Origin of the sequence: Streptomyces sp. NPDC050564, assembly GCF_044457265.1 — a bacterium.
Lineage (GTDB): Bacteria > Actinomycetota > Actinomycetes > Streptomycetales > Streptomycetaceae > Streptomyces.
Map to the genome: position 1 here is coordinate 59,478 of NZ_JBITGS010000002.1, position 15,092 is coordinate 74,569.

The 15,092-nt window shown below is 69.8% G+C and carries 13 protein-coding genes and 1 pseudogene; 6 read left to right on the forward strand and 8 right to left on the reverse strand.

Annotation, left to right across the window (positions count from 1 at the left end; translation table 11 throughout):
- Positions 1-133 precede the first annotated feature (133 nt).
- The 3 genes and pseudogenes from ACIBK0_RS03800 to ACIBK0_RS03810 form a co-directional block, all read right to left on the reverse strand.
- A complete protein-coding gene (locus ACIBK0_RS03800) occupies positions 134-1,549 on the reverse strand; it encodes a hypothetical protein (RefSeq protein ID WP_399075253.1) in 1,416 nt (471 codons plus the stop codon).
- A 256-nt stretch (positions 1,550-1,805) separates the two neighbouring features.
- Positions 1,806-2,317 (reverse strand): annotated as a pseudogene (locus ACIBK0_RS03805) (glycine betaine ABC transporter substrate-binding protein); the annotation flags it as partial.
- A complete protein-coding gene (locus tag ACIBK0_RS03810) occupies positions 2,317-3,447 on the reverse strand; it encodes an alpha/beta hydrolase (protein ID WP_399075255.1) in 1,131 nt (376 codons plus the stop codon). The pseudogene ACIBK0_RS03805 and the gene ACIBK0_RS03810, both read right to left, overlap by 1 nt.
- 226 nt (positions 3,448-3,673) lie before the next feature.
- Between ACIBK0_RS03810 and ACIBK0_RS03815 the strand changes: the two genes are divergently transcribed.
- The 6 genes from ACIBK0_RS03815 (at position 3,674) to ACIBK0_RS03840 (ending at position 8,778) form a co-directional block, all read left to right on the forward strand.
- Positions 3,674-5,479 (forward strand): phosphatidylglycerol lysyltransferase domain-containing protein, encoded by a 1,806-nt coding sequence (locus ACIBK0_RS03815; RefSeq protein WP_399075257.1) that lies wholly within the window; start codon positions 3,674-3,676, stop codon positions 5,477-5,479.
- Between the two features lie 148 nt (positions 5,480-5,627).
- Positions 5,628-6,536, forward strand: a complete 909-nt coding sequence (gene folP, locus ACIBK0_RS03820) for a dihydropteroate synthase (protein WP_399075259.1) — start codon at positions 5,628-5,630, stop codon at positions 6,534-6,536.
- Positions 6,533-7,027 carry a nuclear transport factor 2 family protein gene (locus tag ACIBK0_RS03825; RefSeq protein WP_399075261.1) on the forward strand — a complete coding sequence of 165 codons (495 nt, stop codon included), beginning with the start codon at positions 6,533-6,535 and terminating at the stop codon, positions 7,025-7,027. The genes folP and ACIBK0_RS03825 overlap by 4 nt, the downstream gene beginning before the upstream one ends.
- A gap of 248 nt (positions 7,028-7,275) precedes the next feature.
- Positions 7,276-7,635, forward strand: a complete 360-nt coding sequence (folB, locus tag ACIBK0_RS03830) for a dihydroneopterin aldolase (protein WP_399075263.1) — start codon at positions 7,276-7,278, stop codon at positions 7,633-7,635.
- A complete protein-coding gene (folK, locus tag ACIBK0_RS03835; protein ID WP_399075265.1) occupies positions 7,632-8,243 on the forward strand; it encodes a 2-amino-4-hydroxy-6-hydroxymethyldihydropteridine diphosphokinase in 612 nt (203 codons plus the stop codon). The genes folB and folK overlap by 4 nt, the downstream gene beginning before the upstream one ends.
- Before the next feature lie 49 nt (positions 8,244-8,292).
- Entirely contained in the window at positions 8,293-8,778 is a 486-nt protein-coding gene (locus ACIBK0_RS03840) for a DUF3180 domain-containing protein (RefSeq protein ID WP_399075267.1), read from the forward strand.
- A 27-nt stretch (positions 8,779-8,805) separates the two neighbouring features.
- On the opposite strand, the gene folE is transcribed toward ACIBK0_RS03840, so the two are convergent.
- From folE to ACIBK0_RS03865, 5 genes are all read right to left on the reverse strand, one after another.
- On the reverse strand, positions 8,806-9,411 hold the full coding sequence (gene folE, locus ACIBK0_RS03845) for a GTP cyclohydrolase I FolE (protein ID WP_399075269.1): 606 nt from the start codon (positions 9,409-9,411) through the stop codon (positions 8,806-8,808).
- Positions 9,412-9,555: 144 nt separating this feature from the next.
- Positions 9,556-11,583, reverse strand: coding sequence for an ATP-dependent zinc metalloprotease FtsH (gene ftsH / locus ACIBK0_RS03850; RefSeq protein ID WP_399076031.1), 2,028 nt, complete (start codon positions 11,581-11,583; stop codon positions 9,556-9,558).
- A 201-nt stretch (positions 11,584-11,784) separates the two neighbouring features.
- Positions 11,785-12,345: a hypoxanthine phosphoribosyltransferase gene (gene hpt, locus ACIBK0_RS03855; protein WP_399075271.1), complete on the reverse strand. Its 561-nt coding sequence runs from the start codon at positions 12,343-12,345 to the stop codon at positions 11,785-11,787.
- 77 nt (positions 12,346-12,422) lie between these two features.
- Complete coding sequence (tilS, locus tag ACIBK0_RS03860; protein WP_399075273.1) at positions 12,423-13,583, reverse strand: tRNA lysidine(34) synthetase TilS; 1,161 nt, start codon at positions 13,581-13,583, stop codon at positions 12,423-12,425.
- 192 nt (positions 13,584-13,775) lie between these two features.
- Entirely contained in the window at positions 13,776-14,900 is a 1,125-nt protein-coding gene (locus ACIBK0_RS03865; RefSeq protein ID WP_399075275.1) for a zinc-dependent metalloprotease, read from the reverse strand.
- Between the last annotated feature and the right edge of the window lie 192 nt (positions 14,901-15,092).

Consider the following 15,092-nt stretch of genomic DNA (forward strand, 5'->3'; position numbering starts at 1 on the left):
TCGGCGTCAGGGGGGTGGTCACCGGCTCTTGCAGGGTGCCGCCGCAGCGGCACCCTTGCCCGCAGGTACGACCGTCGAGGGTGGGCTGCCGTCTCTTGTCGCAGGTATGACCAAGGTCAGGACGGCGCCCTGGTCAGGAAGCCGCGCTCCGCAAACCCGCCACGTCGATCTGTTCCGTCTCGTCGTGGGCGGTCAGGTCGATGACCTGGTGGCCCACGCTGCGGGAGCCCTCGTCCGCACGCTTGAACCCGGCCTCGGCCTCGGCCTTGTGCAGGGCGAGCGCCTCCTGGCCGACCACGTCCGCCAGGTCCTCGTTCTGCACGGCCTCCAGCGCTGCCGCGGACGACCCCTTCTGCGTACCGAAGAAGTCGAACCCGCCCTCGACCGACGGCCGCCGCACGGGCGCGGCCGGTACGACGGCCACCGCTGTCGGCACCGTGAAGTGCCCGGACGGCGTCGCGGGCTTCGAACCCCGCGGCGACTTGGAGGACGCGGACGCCTGCGACGGCAGGGCGGGCTGGGAGGGCTTCGCCTCGGCGGCCGCGCGCTGATGCCCGCCGACCGCCTCGGGCTTCCCCTGCGCCTCGCCCTCCTCCACGGCGGCGTCCGTGGAGGGGCCCGCCTCGGCGGAGCCGCCCTTCGGGGGCTCGGCCTCCGCGGACTCACCACTCACGGGCTCGCCCATCGCCGAGGGGGACTGCGCAGAGTAGGACTTCGCCGGGTCGGCCTCGACCGACTCGGCCGGCGCCGAGGTCGGTGACGAGGCCTCCGCGGCCTCCTCCTCCGCAGGGCCGCTCACGATCCGGTTCAACGCCGCGTTGGCCCGCAGGAAGAGCGACGACCCGGCCGGGGAGAAGACCTCGGCAGACGCCGGATCGTCCGTCGCCACGGAGGACTCGGAGGCTTCCGAGTCCTCGGAGGCGGCAGCCTCCGCTTCGGTGGCCGTCGACGCGCTCGTGGCGCCCGTGCCCTCGGACCCATGCGCCACCTCGGCCGCCTCCGAAGAAGCCACCGCCTCCGCAGAGGCCGACGCTTGCAGTGTCTCCGGCTCCGCCGACGCCGTCCGCGCGGCGGGCAGCGCACGGGCCGGAGTCGACGCCTCTATAGCGAGCTGTCGGCGCCCCTCCAGGGCGCTCGCCCGCTCCGTCTCCGCCGTGGCGTACCGCCGCAGCAGTGCCGCGTGTTCGTTGCGCAGGCCCGCCAACTCCGTGCGCTTCGCACGCAGTTTCTGCTCCAGCTTGGTGCGCAGCTCGCGCGACTCGTCGAGGTCGGTCTCCAGCTCGGCGACGCGCTCCTCGTGACGCCACTCGTCACTCGCCCGCGCGCGCGTGAGGTCCGCGACGCGCTTGCCCGCCGCGGTGTCCCAGCGGCGCATGACGATCGCGCCGACGACCGCCGTCACCGCGGCACCCGCGGCCAGCCCACGGAGCACCAGCGGCTCCGTGAACAGCCAGGGCCCCACGGCGCAGACGAGCGAGACGCCTGCGATCGCCGAAGGAGGCAGCAGCCTGTGCAAAGGCGGGGAATGGCGGTGACGTCCACGTGGCATGGCCAGAAACTTACCGCGCGTAGGCGAATCTTGGTGTCCCGCGCGGTAAAAACACAGCCATCCCGCAGCCTTCACACCGCCTCAGCCGTCCACAAGGCCCGCCGCACGTCCCAGAAGGGTCGCTCCTTCCCTCATCCGCCACCACTTCCCGCAGGGCGACCCCTTCTCCCCGACGCGCGGCCACTTCCTTCGGCGTGCGGCTACTTCTTGATCAAACCCCTCGACTGCGGATACTTCTTCGACTGCGGATACTCCTTTACTCCTTGGCGACATCCGCCTCCTTCTGGCGCTCGGCGTCGACGTTCCGGTCGAGTTCCACAAGATCATTCGTGGTTCGTGCCGTTCTTGACCGCCTGCTGGGCTGCGCCGTACCGACACCCTTGGGGTCGATTCCGGAGATATCGATTCCTACGTCTTCTTCGGACCCTGCGCGCACAGGGGCCGCGTCTCGCATTCGCCGTCGGCCGCGATCTCGGCCTCGAGACCCGACTTCCCGAGATCCGAAAGGGCCTTGAGGCTGCGCGCTTCTTCGCGAATTCGGAGCTCACCGCGAACGCGTTCTGGTCGACCGCGCCATCGGCGGGCAGCACCTTCAGGCCCTTCCGCCCGGCCGGCTTCTTCGGCGCGGCGACCGTGGCGTCGGCATCACTGGAGGCGACCGCCTTCGTGTTTCGTCCGTTCTCCCTTCAGGTTGAGGAATTCCGCGAGCGTCGCCGCGTATTCGGGGACGCCGTGCATGGCCTCCTTCTCCAGCCGGGGTTCATGGATCAGCGGTCGCTCAGCCTCCCGCTGATCCACTGCAGCGTCGCCGGGATCTCCCGCCGCCACGTGTTGAAGTTGTGGCCGCCGCTGTCGAGGATGATCGACGAGATCCGGGTGAGCCGCTTGGACTTCACGAGGTCTATGAAGCCGAGCGTGGCCTTGTAGTTGGCCTCGCCCAGCTTGCTGCTGCTGACGAGCAGTGAGGTGTCGGGCGCGGGCTTGTTCTTCAGGTACCACCGCAGGTCGGCGCTGTTCTGCAGTGCCTTGTTCCCCTGGAAGAGGTTGCCCGTCGTGGGGTCGATCGGTGCCTTGTAGTACGGCGAAAGGCCCGCGCCGGCGGCGTACACCTCGGGGTGGTGGATGGCGAGCTTCAGCGCGCAGTAGCCGCCCGTGGAGTCGCCGATGATGCCCCAGCTGCCGGGTTTCCTGCCCACCCTGTAGTGGGCCGACACGGCGTCGGGGAGGTCCTTGGCGAAGAACGACTCGGCCTGCGGGCCGCCAGGGATGTCGACACACTCGGTGTCCCTCGGGGGCGCGACGGTCGGCCGCAGCATGACGAGGATCATCGGCTGCATCTTGCCGTTCTTGGCCATCTCGTGGGCCGTCTGCGGGTAGTGCAGCCCCTTGATGAGCGCCTCGGCGGTGCCGGGGTAGCCGGTCAGGACGGTGGCGGCGGGGAAGGTGCGGGTGCGGTACTGCGGCTGGAAGTACTCCGGGGGCAGATAGACGTACGCCGGAGTGGCGATGTGCGTCGTACGGCCGACGATGTCGACCTTCTGGATCTGGCCGCCGATCTGCGGCCGGGAACCGCCCGACACATTCACCTGCTGGGTGTCGACCACTTGGAGGGGGCCGCCGCCCGAGCCGTCCGAGCCGTTGTGGTCGATGACCACCCCCTCGCCGCTCTCCTGCCCGAAGAGGTCCGCCCAGCTGGCGTAGAAGCCGAACGCCTGGTTGGCGAAGAGGCCGATCGAGGCGAAGATCGCCACCTGGGTGGCCAGCAACAGGCCGACCCGTCCGCTGACGGCCCGCCAGTTGCGCCGTGCCAGCCGTGGCCACCACCACACCGTGCCGACGAACAGCAGCACGGCGAGCAGGACCGCCAGTACCAGCACCTTGTTGCTCGTGAGACCCATGAGCTGTTCCTGCCTGCGCTTTCCGTCCCCGGCCTGCGCAGCTCCTTCGCGTGCGCTTGCCCCGGACTTTCCTTGCCTTTTGAACCGGCTTTCCGGAAGGGAGTGAACCTGTCTCCCCAAGACACCGTCCTAGAGGGCGCAATGTCGCCGGATGCCGGAATTGGCACCGGATTCAAGGTCTCTCGCAGAACTACGGGATGCGATGTCTGTCAGGATAGATGGGGAAATGTCGGGCGAGGTTCCGAGCCGAACTGGCCGGTCGCGGCGCATAGTCCGCGGTCCGCGCCCGGAGGCCGTCCCCGCCCTGGTCGCCAGGGCCTGCACGCTCGTCGGTCTCCTGGACATCGCCGCCGGCGTCTTTCCGCGCTTCCGGCGCAGCCGTATGCACGCCCTGGCCGAGGTACTGCCCGGCTCGTTCGGCCCGTTCGCCGCCGCGCTGTCGCTCAGTGCCGGCGTGCTTCTGCTGCTGCTGGCTCACGGGCTGCGGCGACGCAAGCGCCGGGCGTGGCGGGCCGCCGTCGTACTGCTGCCGGCCGGTGCCGTCGCGCAGTTCGCGTACCGCCACTCCCTCATCGGCGCCGTCATCTCCCTGGCGCTGCTCGCACCGCTGCTGCGCCACCGAGGCGAATTCGCGGCCCTGCCCGATCCGCGGAGCCGCTGGCGCGCGCTCGCCAACTTCGTGCTCATGGGCGCCGGTTCCCTGGTCCTCGGGCTCGTCATCGTCAGCGTCCACCAGAACCACATGATCGGCGATCCGAGTCTGGCCGACCGCATCACCCACGTCCTGTACGGCCTGGTCGGCTTCGAAGGACCCGTCGACTACACCGACCCCACATCCTGGACGGTCGCCTTCTCGCTCGGCGCGCTCGGCTGGCTGACCGCCGTCACGACCATCTACCTGGCCTTCCGACCCGAACACCCCGCCGCACGCCTCACGGAGGACGACGAGAGCCGGCTGCGGGCCCTCCTGGAGAAGCACGGCGGCCGCGATTCGCTGGGCCACTTCGCGCTCCGCCGCGACAAGGCCGTCGTCTTCTCGCCCAGTGGCAAGGCGGCGGTGACGTACCGGGTCGTGTCGGGCGTGATGCTGGCCAGCGGCGACCCGATCGGCGATGTGGAGGCCTGGCCCGGCGCGATCGAGCGCTTCATGGACGAGGCCAGGGCGCACTCCTGGACGCCCGCGGTCATGGGCTGCTCCGAGACGGGCGGCGAGGTGTGGACCCGCGAGACCGGTCTGGACGCCCTCGAACTGGGTGACGAGGCGGTGGTGGATGTCGCGGATTTCTCCCTGGCCGGGCGCGCGATGCGAAATGTGCGCCAGATGGTGAAACGCATCGAGAGGGCTGGTTACGAGACGCGGGTACGGCGCATCCGTGACCTCGGCGAGGGAGAACTGGACCGCATACGTCGCGCGGCGGAGGGCTGGCGCGGCACGGACACCGAGCGCGGCTTCTCCATGGCGCTCGGCCGCATCGGCGACCCGGCCGACGGGGACTGTCTGATCGCCACCGCCCACAAGGCCGACGCCGAACCCGGCCCGTACGGCGACCTGAAGGCCGTCCTGCACTTCGTCCCCTGGGGCACGGACGGCGTCTCGCTCGACCTCATGCGCCGGGACCGCTCGGCCGACCCCGGTATGAACGAACTCCTCATCGTGGCGGCGCTCCAGGCGGCTCCCCGCCTCGGCATCGAGCGAATCTCACTCAACTTCGCGATGTTCCGCTCGGCCCTCGCCCGCGGCGAGAAGATCGGCGCGGGACCCGTACTGCGCGCCTGGCGGGGCCTGCTGGTCTTCCTCTCGCGCTGGTTCCAGATCGAGTCCCTGTACAAGTTCAACGCCAAGTTCCGCCCGCGCTGGGAGCCCCGCTTCGTCGTCTACGGCTCCTCCCGCGACCTCCCGCGCATCGGCTTCGCCGCCATGCAGGCCGAGGGCTTCGTGAACCTGGCGCTGCCGCGCCTGCTGCGCCGCCGGACGCCGGCGCCGCGCCCGTGCGCGCACGCGGTGGCGGAGCACGGGATCAGGGCGGCGTAGGCACCCAGGAACAGGCCTGAGCGAGGGCCCGAACCGCCCAGCCCTGGGCCCTCGCTCAGGCCGCCCGCCGAAATACCGGGCGGTCGGTCGAACCGAGTGAGCCTCCCGGGGGCGATTGGGCCCCCCGCCGGAGGCCTAGGCTGGACGTATGAGCAATGAGCGCGGGCGCGGCCGAGTCGCGGGACTGCCGGCATGGGACCGCTGCGCGGTCATGGGCGTCGTCAACGTAACCCCCGATTCCTTCTCCGACGGCGGACGCTGGTTCGACACGACAGCCGCCGTCAAGCACGGCCTCGGCCTGGTCAGCGAGGGCGCCGACCTCGTGGACGTCGGCGGCGAGTCCACCCGCCCCGGCGCCACCCGCGTCGATGAGGCGGAGGAACTCAAGCGCGTCATCCCGGTGGTCCGCGGCCTCGCCTCCGAGGGCGTCACCGTCTCCGTCGACACCATGCGCGCAAGCGTCGCCGAGCAGTCGCTCGCCGCGGGCGCCGCCCTGGTCAACGACGTCAGCGGCGGCCTCGCCGACCCTGCGATGATCCCCGCGGTCGCGGCGGCCGGCGCCCCCTTCGTGGTCATGCACTGGCGCGGCTTCCTGCAGGGCGGCAACGTGAAGGGGACGTACGAGAACGTCGTCTGCGAAGTGATCGACGAACTGCACGCACGCGTGGAGGCCGTTCTGGCAGGCGGCATCGCCCCCGACCGCATCGTCGTCGACCCGGGTCTCGGCTTCTCCAAGGACCCCGAGCACGACCTGGCGCTCCTGGCCCACCTCGACCGGCTGAGTGAACTCGGTCACCCGCTGCTCGTCGCCGCGTCCCGCAAGCGGTTCCTGGGCCGCGTACTGGCCGGCCCCGAGGGCGCCCCGCCGCCCGCGCGCGAACGGGACGCCGCGACCGCCGCCGTCTCCGCGCTCGCCGCCCAGCAGGGCGCGTGGGCCGTCCGCGTCCACGAGGTACGGGCCACCGCCGATGCCGTCCGCGTCGCCCGGGCCGTCGAGGGCGCCCGCGCAGCGGGAGCACCGGACACGGAGGCCCAGGCCGCAGAGGGAGCCCGGTGAGCACCCCCCGCACCGACGTCGAACAGGTCGAACTCGCCAACACGGCGTTCTACGAGGCGATGGAGCGGGGCGACTTCGAACTGCTGTCCTCGCTGTGGCTGGCCCCGCTGGACACGTCCGAGGACGACGTCGAGGGCGAGGGCGCGGTGATCTCCTGCGTCCACCCCGGCTGGCCCGTCCTCAACGGTCGCGGCGAGGTGCTGCGCTCGTACGCGCTGATCATGGCGAACACCGACTACATCCAGTTCTTCCTCACCGACGTGCACGTCTCCGTCACCGGCGACATGGCGCTGGTGACCTGCACGGAGAACATCCTCAGCGGCGGTCCCACCCCCGACGACAGCGACGAGCTCGGCCCGCTCGTGGGCCAGCTGGTCGTCGCCACGAATGTGTTCCGCCGCACAGCCGACGGCTGGAAGCTCTGGTCGCACCACGCCTCCCCCGTCCTCGCCGAGTCCGGTGAGGAAGAGGACGACGACACCTCCGGTTGAGTGGGTAGGCGACTCACAGGAACCAAGAAGTGGTTGGAATCACGAACCTCGGGGTAGGGGCGGCTACCAACCCGTGAGCAGCCGTGTTCCCCAGGGGAAACGCCCGGTGAAGCCTGATGACCTTCGCCGGGGTGCGCGCGCCCGTGGGCGAACGTTGTCAGTGCCCGCAGGTAGATTCGTTTGAGGCTGGTGTGCCGACCGCACTCGGTTCACGATGGCCGCTACCGACGATTGCAGGAGTGATTCGCGTGGATCGTGTCGCGCTGCGCGGCCTCAAGGCCCGCGGGCACCACGGTGTCTTCCAGAAGGAACGCGAGGAGGGCCAGACCTTCATCGTGGACCTGACGCTGGGCCTGGACACCCGGCCGGCCGCGGCCGACGACGACCTGGCGAAGACCGTGCACTACGGCATCGTGGCAGAGGAGGTCGTCGCCGTCGTCCAGGGCGAGCCCGTCGACCTCATCGAGACGCTCGCCGAGCGCATCGCCCAGGCATGTCTCAAACACGACGGAGTTCAGGAGGTCGAGGTCTGCGTCCACAAACCGGACGCGCCGATCACGGTCCCCTTCGACGACGTGACCGTCACGATCACCCGGAGCCGAGTATGACCGCCTTCTACACCGAGGGTCAGAGCGACCCGACCGTACAGCCGGTACCCGCCTCCGTGGTGAAGCAGGTGGACGCCGCCGACACGACCCTGCAGAACCCCAAACGCGCGGTGATCTCCCTCGGCGCGAACCTGGGCAACCGTCTGGAGACCCTCCAGGGCGCCATCGACGCGCTGGAGGACACTCCCGGCGTCCGCGTCAAAGCGGTCTCCCCCGTCTACGAGACCGAGCCCTGGGGCGTCGAACCGGGCAGCCAGCCGACGTACTTCAACGCGGTGGTGGTCCTCAAGACCACCCTCCCCCCGTCCTCGCTCCTGGAGCGGGCGCACGCGGTCGAGGAAGCCTTCCACCGTGTACGGGACGAGCGGTGGGGCCCGCGCACGATCGACGTCGACATCGTGGCGTATGCCGATGTCGTCTCCGACGACCCGGTTCTGACCCTCCCTCACCCGCGCGCCCACGAGAGGGCCTTCGTCCTCGCCCCCTGGCACGACGTGGAGCCCGAGGCCCAACTGCCGGGCCGCGGCCCCGTCGCCCAGCTCCTCGCGACGATCACCCGGGACGGCGTCGCACCCCGCGCCGACCTGGAACTCCGGCTGCCCGAGTAGTCGTTAAGGTCAAGACGACCGTCAGGCCGCGGATGACCGAAGGGGCAAAGTGAAACAGCTGCGCATCAGGACGCTGGTGGCCGTATTCGTCGTGGCCGGTGTCCTGTCCTGGGCGGGCGCCCGCCTGTGGAACGCGGTGGGCACGCTCCCCCGGGTCCCCCTCGCCGCCCCCATCGTCCTGGCCCTGATCGCGGTCGTCCTGCTGGCGACGGCGCTCTCGCTGCGCGCCCGGCTCAAGGCCCAGCGCGAGCGCCGCCCCGGTGCCAAGGGCGTCGACCCGCTGATGGCGGCCCGCGCGGTCGTCTTCGGGCAGGCGAGCGCCCTGGTCGCCGCCCTGGTCGCCGGGATGTACGGCGGCACGGGCGTGTTCCTGCTGGAATCCCTGGACATCCCCGCCCGCCGCGACCAGGCCATCTACGCCGGCCTCTCCGTCGTCGCCGGCATCGGCGTCATAGCGGCCGGCTTCTTCCTGGAACGCGTCTGCAAGCTCCCCGAGGACGACGAGAACAACGGCGGGACGGCTCCGGTGGCGTAACCACCGGAGCCGTCCCAGTCGCACCAGTCAGCGCGCCATGATGAGGCTCATCGCCTCATTGCGGGTGGCGGGGTCCCGCAGCTGACCGCGCACCGCCGAGGTGATGGTCTTCGCGCCGGGCTTGCGTACGCCCCGCATCGACATGCACATGTGCTCGCACTCGACGACGACGATCACGCCACGCGGCTCCAGGATCTCCATCAGGGAGTCGGCGATCTGCGTGGTGAGCCGTTCCTGCACCTGAGGCCGTCTGGCATAGACGTCCACGAGCCGAGCCAGCTTCGACAGACCGGTGATCTTGCCTTCGATGGACGGGATGTACCCGACGTGGGCAACTCCGACGAACGGCACAAGGTGATGCTCGCAGGAGCTCAGGACCTCGATGTCCTTCACCAAGACCATCTCGTCGTGGCCCAGGTCGAACGTCGTCGTGAGCACGTCCTCGGGCTTCTGCCACAACCCCGCGAATATCTCCTTGTACGCACGAGCCACCCGCCCCGGCGTCTCCCTGAGGCCCTCGCGGTCCGGGTCCTCGCCGACCGCGATCAGCAACTCTCGTACGGCGTTCTCGGCTCGCTTCTCGTCGAATTCGCCGATCGTGCCCTCGCCGTCCAGCGTCACGGGGTCGGTCATCTGGTCCTCGTTCCTGTGGATCTTGCGCGTGCCGGTCGACGCGTCCCAAGCATGCGGGCACACCAAAATGCCGCACCCCCCAGGCTAAAACCTGGGGGGTGCGGCATTAATTCCGGGCCTGGTGAGGCCACCGGGAGCCGGGAATCAGCTCTCGGTGCGGTCCTCCGGAGCCGCCTCGGCGGCCGGGACCGATTCCGTCGCGTTGGCGATGGCCGGCGACGAGCCGTTCGCCCCGTTCGTCAGTGACAGCTCCTTGGGGGAGAGCACCGGCGGGCGGGTGGACGGGGTGCGGCGGGAGGAGCCGGTCCACGCGGGGCGGGCCGGGCGCTTGACGATGGGAGCGAAGACCTCGGCGATCTGCTCCTTGTTCAGCGTCTCCTTCTCCAGCAGCTGGAGCACCAGCTGGTCGAGGACGTCGCGGTTCTCGACCAGGATCTCCCAGGCCTCGTTGTGCGCGTTCTCGATGAGCTTCTTGACCTCTTCGTCGACGAGCGCGGCGACCTCTTCCGAGTAGTCACGCGGGTGCGACATCTCCCGGCCCAGGAAGGGCTCGGTGTTGTCGCCGCCGAACTTGATCGCGCCGAGACGCTCGGTCATGCCGTACTGCGTGACCATCGCGCGGGCCGTTGCGGTGGCCTTCTCGATGTCGTTCGCAGCGCCGGTGGTCGGGTCGTGGAAGACGAGCTCCTCTGCCGCGCGCCCGCCCAGCATGTATGCCAGCTGATCGAGCATCTCGTTGCGGGTCGTGGAGTACTTGTCCTCGTCCGGCAGGACCATCGTGTAGCCGAGGGCACGGCCACGCGACAGGATCGTGATCTTGTGGACCGGGTCGGAGTTCGGAGACGCCGCCGCGACCAGGGCGTGACCGCCCTCGTGGTACGCGGTGATCTTCTTCTCCTTGTCCGACATGATCCGGGTCCGCTTCTGCGGGCCCGCGACCACACGGTCGATCGCCTCGTCGAGCATGTTGTTGTCGATCAGCTTGCCGTTGCCACGCGCGGTGAGCAGCGCCGCTTCGTTCAGCACGTTCGACAGGTCCGCGCCCGTGAAGCCCGGCGTACGCCGCGCGACCGCCGACAGGTCGACGTCCGGAGCGACCGGCTTGCCCTTCTGGTGAACCTTGAGGATCTCCAGACGGCCCTGCATGTCCGGGCGGTCGACCGCGATCTGGCGGTCGAAGCGGCCGGGGCGCAGGAGGGCCGGGTCGAGGATGTCGGGCCGGTTGGTGGCGGCGATCAGGATGACGCCGCCCTTCACGTCGAAGCCGTCCATCTCGACGAGCAGCTGGTTCAGCGTCTGCTCGCGCTCGTCGTGACCGCCGCCGAGGCCGGCGCCGCGGTGACGGCCGACCGCGTCGATCTCGTCGACGAAGACGATCGCCGGAGCATTCGCCTTGGCCTGCTCGAACAGATCGCGGACTCGGGAGGCACCGACACCGACGAACATCTCGACGAAGTCGGAACCGGAGATCGAGTAGAAGGGAACGCCGGCCTCGCCCGCGACAGCGCGCGCGAGCAGCGTCTTACCGGTACCAGGAGGCCCGTACAGGAGCACGCCCTTGGGGATCTTCGCCCCGACGGCCTGGAACTTCGCCGGCTCCTGGAGGAACTCCTTGATCTCCTGGAGCTCCTCGACCGCCTCGTCCGAACCCGCGACGTCCGCGAACGTCGTCTTCGGGGTGTCCTTGGTGATGAGCTTCGCCTTGGACTTCCCGAAGTTCATGACTCGGGAGCCGCCGCCCTGCATCTGGTTCATCAGGAACAGGAACACGACGACGATGAGGACGAAGGGAAGCAGAGACAGCAGGATGCCCACGAACGGGTTCTGCTTGGACGGCGAGACCGTGTAGCCGTCCGGAATCTGCTTGTTCTGGTACTTGTCCTGCAGTGTGTTGGCCAGGGCCACGCCCTGGTCGCCGATGTAGCTCGACTGGATCTTCGAGCTGCCTTCGACCTTTACGCCGTCCTTGAGCGAGACCTTGATGATCTGCTCGTCGCCGGTGGTGATCTTGGCCGACTCGACCTTGTTGTCATTGATCGCCTGGACGACCTGGCCGGTGTCCACCGTCTTGTAGCCGCCGGACGAACCGACGACCTGCATCAACACGACCACGGCAAGGACGGCCAGCACGATCCACATGACCGGCCCACGGAAGTATCGCTTCACGTCCATCCATACGGAGCGGTGCCGCCCCGTCCCTCCTGCCATAGTGAGTTTGATAAAGACTGTTCTTCGGACGGTACCCCAGCATTGTCACCCGAAGCCGCAGGGGACTGCTGGCATTCCCGCCTACGCATGCTCCAACGGCGCGAAACCCGCTGGGGTTCCCGATCGTCTTACAGGGACTGAGCCGCCCTCGGAAAGGGCGGGTGCTCAGCCGCCGTAGACGTGAGGCGCGAGCGTACCGACGAACGGAAGGTTGCGGTACTTCTCCGCGTAGTCGAGGCCGTAGCCGATGACGAACTCGTTCGGGATGTCGAAGCCGACCCACTCCACGTCGATCGCGACCTTGGCCGCCTCCGGCTTGCGCAGCAGCGTGCACACCTTGAGGGAGGCGGGCTCGCGGGAGCCGAGGTTGGAGATCAGCCAGGACAGGGTCAGCCCGGAGTCGATGATGTCCTCGACGATGAGCACGTGCTTGCCCTTGATGTCGGTGTCGAGATCCTTGAGGATCCGCACCACACCGGAGGACTGGGTGCCCGCGCCGTACGAGGACACGGCCATCCAGTCCATGGTGACGGGGGTGGACAGCGCACGCGCCAGGTCCGCCATGACCATCACGGCGCCCTTGAGGACACCGACGATCAGCAGGTCCTTGCCCGCGTACTCCGCGTCGATCTTCGATGCCAGCTCAGCCAGCTTGGCGTCGATCTCTTCCTTGGTGATGAGCACCGACTTGAGGTCGGTGCCCATGTCTTTCGCGTCCACCCGCATCACTTTCGGTCGTCCGTCCCACCGGCCGCTCGGACCACCCACGCGCCGCGTGAGCGGTCCTGGTGGAGGGTCCGGTTTCAGCCTTGCCGAATCACCAGTCTGCCACCCTGTCGCTGAGCGACGACTTTGCCCGGGAGATTGATGGCTCCCTGGCCGCGCCAGCCGGTGATCAGCCGGTCGACTTCTTCGATGTGGCGGGCGAACAGCGAACCGGCCGGGGCACCCGCCTCGATGGCGGCACGGCGCAGGATGCGGCGGCGTACGGCGGGGGGCAGGGCGTAGAGCTTGGCGCACTCCAGGAGGCCCGCCGCGTCGCGTACGGAGGCCTCGGCCTGGCTGGCCCAGGCGTCCAGGGCGTCGGCGTCGTCGCGGGAGAGCTGGGCCGTACGGGCGAGCGCCTCGACGACGCCCTTGCCGAGCGCCTTCTCCAGGGCGGGCAGGCCCTCGTGGCGCAGCCGGGAGCGGGTGTAGGCCGGATCGGCGTTGTGGGGGTCGTCCCAGACGGGCAGCGACTGGGCCATGCAGGCCTTGCGGGCGGTCTGCCGGTCCAGGTGCAGGAACGGGCGGCGGTAACGGCCGTCGGCCCCCGAGACCGCGGCCATTCCGGACAGGGAGCGGATGCCGGAGCCGCGGGCGAGGCCGAGCAGGACGGTTTCGGCTTGGTCGTCGCGGGTGTGGCCGAGCAGGATCGCCGTGGCGCCGTGGCGCTCGGCGGCGGCGTCCAGGGCGGCGTACCGGGCGTCGCGTGCGGCGGCCTCGGGCCCGCCGTCGCGGCCGACGGTGACGGCGATGGACTCGGCGGGGGTCAGCCCCAGTTCGGTGAGGCGCAGCACGACTTCGTCGGCGCGCAGGTCGGAGCCGGACTGCAGACCGTGGTCGACGGTGATGCCACCGGCGCGGATGCCGAGTTTGGGGGCTTCGAAGGCGAGGGCGGAAGCGAGCGCCATGGAGTCGGCGCCGCCGGAGCACGCGACGAGCACGAGGGGCGCAGGGGGCGCCTCCCTGCTCGGACGCAGCCGGGAGCTTGCGGGGGGCTGCTCTCGCGGGGGCTGCGCAGGGCTGATGGTGCGCCGCGTACCGGGGGCGGGCACGCGCTCCGCCTCGGGGGCGGACGGGCGCGCGGCACCGGAAACGGGCGTGCGCCGGGTGTCGGGGGCGGGCGGGTGCTCGGTGAGGATGTCGTGGAGTACGCGGCGAACCGCCAGGCGTATCGCCGCGACCGCAGGATGGGGACCCATGTCCGGTTCCCTTCATGAAGTTTTCGGGGGGTGAGCCCGAGTTCGGTCACTCAGAGTGTGTAGATGGTGACAGAACCGGGCCGTTCCCCGAGCATTGCACGCCTACCCATGCCCCACGGTCCCTCGGACGGGTGATTGGAGGGGCGTTCGCCTGCCGTCGGCCGGATTCGTTTCACGACCTTCCCGCAGGGTTCACGACTCTGCCTTGCGGTGCACCCGTGCGACCCAGTCCGCCGGTTTGGCGATCTCCGTCTTGGTGGGGAGGGTGTTCGGGGAGGTCCACACGCGGTTGAACCCGTCCATGCCGACCTGGTCGACGACCGCCCTGACGAACCGTTCGCCGTCCCTGTACTGCCTCAGTTTGGCGTCCAGACCGAGGAGCTTGCGCAGGGCCAGGTCGAGGCGGGAGGCCCCCTTGGCGCGGCGCTGCTGGAATTTCTCGCGGATCTCGCCCACGGAGGGGACCACCGCCGGGCCCACTCCGTCCATGACGAAGTCCGCGTGACCCTCCAGGAGGGACATCACGGCGGTGAGCCGGCCGAGGATCTCCCGCTGGGCGGGCGTCTGCACGATTTCCACCAGGGAGCGGCCGCCGTCGTCCTCCTCGGTGTCGGGGCGCGAGCCCGCGAGCGACTGGGCGGCCTCCCTGATGCGCTCCAGGACGGTCATGGGGTCGACGTCGGTCTCCGCCAAGAACGACTGGATTTCGCCCTCCAGGTGGTCGCGCAGCCAGGGCACGGCCGTGAACTGGGTGCGGTGGGTCTCTTCGTGCAGGCAGACCCAGAGGCGGAAGTCGTGGGGCTCCACGTCGAGTTCGCGCTCCACGTGCACGATGTTCGGCGCGACCAGCAGGAGCCTGCCGCCGCCGTTCTCACCGGCGGGCAGTTCGCGGGTGGCCGGGGCGAAGGTCTCGTACTGCCCGAGGACCCTCGAGGACAGGAACGACAGCAGCATGCCCAGCTCGACGCCGGTGACCTTGCCGCCGACGGCGCCGAGGACGGCTCCGCCCGGGGTGCCCCCGCGCCGCTCCTGCATCTTGTCCAGGAGTGGCTTGAGGATCTCCCGGAACCCCGCGACGTTCGCCCGCACCCAGCCGGGGCGGTCGACGACAAGCACGGGGGTGTCGTGCACGATGTCCTCGCCCATACGAGTAAAGCCCCGGACGTGCTCCTCCGAGGCCTTCGCGTGCCGGCGCAGTTCCGCGACGACGGACCTGGCCTCGTCGCGGCTCACCTCGGGGCCCGGCCGCACGAGCCGGGTCGCGGTCGCGACCGCGAGATTCCAGTCGACCATCTCGGCACCACCGATGCTCGTCATGCGTCAACCGTACGTGAGCACGTCCGGCTGCGGTTAGGGGTACGTTCCGCCGGTGGCCCCCGATGCGGGACCGGCGGGGCTTTTGGTGCCCCCTGGGTCGGCGGGGGCCGGCTCGTTTCGTCGGTGCCCGACGCTGTCGGCTGTGCCCACCCGTCCCGCCCTGCGGGACGATTGCCCACAGCGGTGACGGCG

Excerpts from the sequence above, each read along its gene's own strand:
- ACIBK0_RS03800 (WP_399075253.1), bottom strand. The coding sequence starts at position 1,549 with ATGCCACGTGGACGTCACCGCCATTCCCCGCCTTTGCACAGGCTGCTG.
- ACIBK0_RS03810 (WP_399075255.1), bottom strand. The coding sequence starts at position 3,447 with ATGGGTCTCACGAGCAACAAGGTGCTGGTACTGGCGGTCCTGCTCGCC.
- ACIBK0_RS03815 (WP_399075257.1), top strand. The coding sequence starts at position 3,674 with ATGTCGGGCGAGGTTCCGAGCCGAACTGGCCGGTCGCGGCGCATAGTC.
- folP (WP_399075259.1), top strand. The coding sequence starts at position 5,628 with ATGAGCAATGAGCGCGGGCGCGGCCGAGTCGCGGGACTGCCGGCATGG.
- folK (WP_399075265.1), top strand. The coding sequence starts at position 7,632 with ATGACCGCCTTCTACACCGAGGGTCAGAGCGACCCGACCGTACAGCCG.
- folE (WP_399075269.1), bottom strand. The coding sequence starts at position 9,411 with ATGACCGACCCCGTGACGCTGGACGGCGAGGGCACGATCGGCGAATTC.
- ftsH (WP_399076031.1), bottom strand. The coding sequence starts at position 11,583 with ATGGACGTGAAGCGATACTTCCGTGGGCCGGTCATGTGGATCGTGCTG.
- hpt (WP_399075271.1), bottom strand. The coding sequence starts at position 12,345 with ATGCGGGTGGACGCGAAAGACATGGGCACCGACCTCAAGTCGGTGCTC.
- tilS (WP_399075273.1), bottom strand. The coding sequence starts at position 13,583 with ATGGGTCCCCATCCTGCGGTCGCGGCGATACGCCTGGCGGTTCGCCGC.
- ACIBK0_RS03865 (WP_399075275.1), bottom strand. The coding sequence starts at position 14,900 with ATGACGAGCATCGGTGGTGCCGAGATGGTCGACTGGAATCTCGCGGTC.